Here is a 701-nt window from a genome sequence, read left to right as displayed (position 1 = left end):
TCGCCCGGCTCGACGCCGGGACGCCGGTCGGCAGCGTCGGCACCCGCCGCTCGGACGGCTCCCCGCTGGCGTGGGCGCTGCGGCACGGGCTCGTCGTCCCCGTCGACGACGAGCGGGTCGTGCTGCCCCGCGAGGTCGGCACCGCGCTGCGCGGCGGCCGGGTGCACCCCGGCCTGGATCCCGCACCGGTGGCGCCCGCCGGTGACCTGCGCGACCCCGCCCGCGTCGACCGGCAGGCGGCCGGGGCGGCGGCGGAGGTGGTGCGGCTGGTCGAGCAGCTGCTGGTGGCCTGGGGCGACGACCCCCCGGCCGCGCTGCGCTCCGGTGGCCTGGCGGTGCGCGACCTGCGGGCGACCGCCGCGCACCTGGAGACCGACGAGGGCGTGGCGGCCTGGGTGGTCGAGCTCGCCGCCGCCGCCGGCCTGGTCGTGCCGGACGCCGAGCAGGTGCCCGCGCTCGTCCCGACCGGGCAGGCGGACGCGTGGCTCGACCTCGACCCGGCGCGGCGCTGGGTGGCGCTCGCGGGTGGCTGGACGCGCCATCCCGGCTCGCCCGCCGCGGTGGGGACGCGCGACGTGCGCGGGACGGTGCACGCGGCGCTGTCCCCCGGCGTGGCCAGGCCGGCCGAGCCCGAGCTGCGGCGCCTGGTGCTCGACCTGCTGGCGGACACACCCGTCGGCGCCGTCGCCGACCCGGCCTGG

The 701-nt window shown here is 81.6% G+C and carries 1 pseudogene; it reads left to right on the top strand.

From position 1 onward, the window contains the following. A pseudogene (locus ACYVKY_RS03175) lies at positions 1-701 on the top strand (hypothetical protein); the annotation flags it as partial.

It is taken from the genome of Angustibacter speluncae (assembly GCF_054777815.1).
The sequence above is the reverse complement of the archived record's forward strand: the minus strand, read 5'-3'. Positions and strand labels throughout refer to the sequence as shown.